Below are 2,901 nucleotides of genomic sequence, written 5' to 3'. Positions count from 1 at the left end.
TCGAAGCCGGGGCGTCCGGCGGCGGGCACGGTGGCGGCGGTGAGGGCGATGGCGAAGGACCGGGAGGCGGCGTTCACCCGAGCGGCGAGGGCGGCGACCTCGTCCAGGCCGGCGCCGCGTTCGGCGAGGGCCCCGGCGGCTTTCTCGACCAGGACGGTGGCCCCGGTGCCGCGGCGCCCGGCCGTCCAGGTGGAGTCCTCGACCGCGACGTCGTCGTCGACCAGGACGGTGCGGACCTCGATGCCCTGCTCGTCGGCGAGTTCGGCGGCGAGCCGGAAGTTCATCACGTCGCCGGTGTAGTTCTTGACCACCAGCAGGACGCCCCGGCCCTGCTCGACGGTGCGGATGGCGGTGAGCACCTGGTCGGGGACGGGGGAGGTGAAGATCTCGCCGGGGCAGGCCGCGTCCAGCATGCCGGGCCCGACGAAGCCGGCGTGCAGTGGTTCGTGGCCGGAGCCGCCGCCGGAGACCAGGGCGACCTTCGGGCGGCCGGGCCGGTCCGCTCTGGCGATCACCCGCGCGGTCAGGTCGACGGCCAGGCCCGGGTGGGCGGCGGCGAACCCGGCCAGTGCGTCCGGCAGGACCGTCGCCGGGTCGTTGATCAGCTTCTTCACGGTGGTGGCTCCCCTCGGCGGGTCCCGCGGGCCCTCGGGTCGACGGTACGCCGGGCCCGGCCGCCGTCGTCCCCGGCTGTCCGGCGTGGCCCGGAGCGAACCCGAACGGCCGCATCGCCGGGCGGAGTTACGCTCGTCCCATGGATGTTGTGGTGGCGGTCGTCCTGGTCTCGCACAGCGCCGCGCTCGCCGGGGGGCTGCGCGAGCTGCTGGCGGAGCTGGGCGGCGGGCGGGTGACCGTGCTGGTGGCGGCGGGGACGGCGGACGGCGGTCTCGGTACGGGGTACGAGCTGATCGCCGAGGCGGTGCGGGTGGCGGACGGCGGCGCCGGGGTGGTGCTGGTGCCCGACCTCGGAAGTTCGGTGCTGACCGCCCGCGCGGTGCTGGCCGACCTGCCGGGCGGCGGGGCGGTGCTGGTGGACGCGCCGTTCGTGGAGGGTGCGGTGGCCGCGGTGGTGACGGCGTCCACCGGGGCGGGGCTGGCCGAGGTGGCGGCGGCGGCCGAACAGGCCTGGCACCACCGCAAGTTCTGACGCCGGGACGGGGGCGGCTACTTGGCGTCGGAGTAGCGCTCGACCACGGCGGTGCTGAGCGGGAAGCGGACCGGGGTGTCGCCGAACACCAGGACCCGGGCCTCCTCGCCGGCCTCGCCGACCGCCGCCGCGACCTGGTCCGCGAGGTCGAGCGGGGTGTGCACCATGACCTCGTCGTGCTGGAAGAACACCAGGTGCGGGCGGTCCTCGCCGCTGCTGAGCGCGGTCAGCCGGCGGCGTAGCGAGGCCAGCAGGGCCAGCGCCCAGTCGGCGCCGCTGGCCTGGATGACGAAGTTGCGGGTGAACCGGCCGCGGGCGCGGGCCGAGCGGCCCCCGGTGTCGGCCGCCGTCTCGGGGGCCTCGGTGAGGTCGAGCCAGGCCGCGGACGGCGGTGGGCAGGCGCGGCCGAGCCTGGAGTGCACCACGCCGCCGTCCTCGCCGGTGCGGGCGGCGGCCTCGACGTACCCCATCGCGGCCGGGTAGCGGCGGCGCAGGGTGGCCAGCAGCGGGCCGATGTCGCCGCTGGTCTGGCCGTACATGGCGCCGAGCAGGCCGAGTTTGGCCTTCTCCCGGTCACCCTGGAAGGCTGTGGCGGCGAGAGCCTCGTACAGGTCGCCGCCGGCGGCGCTGCGGGCGAGGCCGGCGTCCTGGGAGAGCGCGGCGAGCACGCGTGGTTCGAGCTGGGCGGCGTCGGCGACGACCAGGGCCCAGCCGGGGTCGGCGACCACGGCGCCGCGCAGCACCCGGGGGATCTGCAGCGCGCCGCCGCCGCGGCTGGCCCAGCGCCCGGAGACCACGCCGCCGACCACGTACTCGGGCCGGAACCGGCCGCCGCGCGCCCAGGTGTCCTGCCAGGCCCAGCCGTGGGCGGCGTGCAGCCGGGAGAGCTCCTTGTATCGGATCATCAGGGCGGCCGCGGGGTGGTCCACCGAGCGCAGCTCCCAGCTGCGGGTGGAGCTCAGCTGGATGCCCTGGTCGGCGAAGGCGCGCAGCACCTGGGTGTGCGAGTCGGGGTTGAACGGGCGGGCGCCGAGGGCCTGCTGGAGTTCGACGGTGAGTTCGGCCAGCCGTCTTGGCGGGGTGCCGGGGATGGCCGGGCGTGGGCCGAGCAGGTCGGTGAGCAGCAGGTCGTGGACGTCGGCGCGCCAGGGCAGGCCGTCGTACGCCATCTCGGCGGCCAGCAGGGCGCCGGCGGATTCGGCGGCGGTGAGCAGCCGGAAGCGGGCGCGGGCGGCGGGGTCGGCGATGGCGGCGATCCGGCGCTGCTGCTCGGCGTGGACGGCCACCACGGCGGCCAGCTGGTCGGTGCCCGGGGGGAGTTGGAGGCGGTCGGGGGTGAACAGGCTGTCCTGGTCGTCGACGGCGGCCTCGGGGAGGTCGGCGGGGACGGGCCGGCGGTTCAGCCTGGCCCAGGCGGCGCCGAGCGAGCGGGGCGCACCCCAGTGGCCCTCGTGGCCGAGCAGCAGGGCCTCGGTGAGTCGCAGGTCGTGGCAGCGGGCGAGGCGCAGGGGCAGGAGCGGGGTGTAGCCGCTGTCGGCGGCGGCCCAGACCCAGCGGGGCTGCCCGGCGGTCTCGATCGCGGCCACGGCGGTGGTGAGGGCGGGGTGGTGGACCGGGGGGCCGAGCGGGGTGCCGGTGTCGTCCAGTGGTTGCAGGCGGCCGCCGGGGCCGTGCGGGTCGGGTGCGAGGGCGTAGCGGGGTGCGCTGGGTGGTGGTGCGGCGGGGGTGGCGGGGGTGGCCATGGGCGGTGCCTT

General features: G+C 77.0%; 3 protein-coding genes. 1 reads left to right on the top strand and 2 read right to left on the bottom strand.

Annotated features, from left to right (window positions below; translation table 11 throughout):
- The coding region (locus AA75_RS39730; RefSeq protein ID WP_033825344.1) for a dihydroxyacetone kinase subunit DhaK at positions 1 to 614 on the bottom strand (614 nt) is incomplete at its 3' end.
- A 140-nt stretch (positions 615 to 754) separates the two neighbouring features.
- Here AA75_RS39730 and AA75_RS39725 point away from each other — a divergent pair.
- Positions 755 to 1,147 carry a PTS-dependent dihydroxyacetone kinase phosphotransferase subunit DhaM gene (locus AA75_RS39725; protein ID WP_033825343.1) on the top strand — a complete coding sequence of 131 codons (393 nt, stop codon included), beginning with the start codon at positions 755 to 757 and terminating at the stop codon, positions 1,145 to 1,147.
- A gap of 17 nt (positions 1,148 to 1,164) precedes the next feature.
- Here AA75_RS39725 and AA75_RS39720 read toward each other — a convergent pair whose 3' ends face one another.
- Positions 1,165 to 2,889: a bifunctional 3'-5' exonuclease/DNA polymerase gene (locus AA75_RS39720; protein WP_051814202.1), complete on the bottom strand. Its 1,725-nt coding sequence runs from the start codon at positions 2,887 to 2,889 to the stop codon at positions 1,165 to 1,167.
- Positions 2,890 to 2,901 lie beyond the last annotated feature (12 nt).

Source organism: Kitasatospora sp. MBT63, assembly GCF_000710465.2.
Classification (GTDB): Bacteria; Actinomycetota; Actinomycetes; order Streptomycetales; family Streptomycetaceae; genus Kitasatospora.
This window is presented reverse-complemented; position numbering and strand designations above follow the sequence as displayed.

What these genes read in the sequence shown, in the direction of transcription:
- AA75_RS39725 (WP_033825343.1), top strand. Translation starts at nt 755, where the DNA reads ATGGATGTTGTGGTGGCGGTCGTCCTGGTCTCGCACAGCGCCGCGCTC.
- AA75_RS39720 (WP_051814202.1), bottom strand. Translation starts at nt 2,889, where the DNA reads ATGGCCACCCCCGCCACCCCCGCCGCACCACCACCCAGCGCACCCCGC.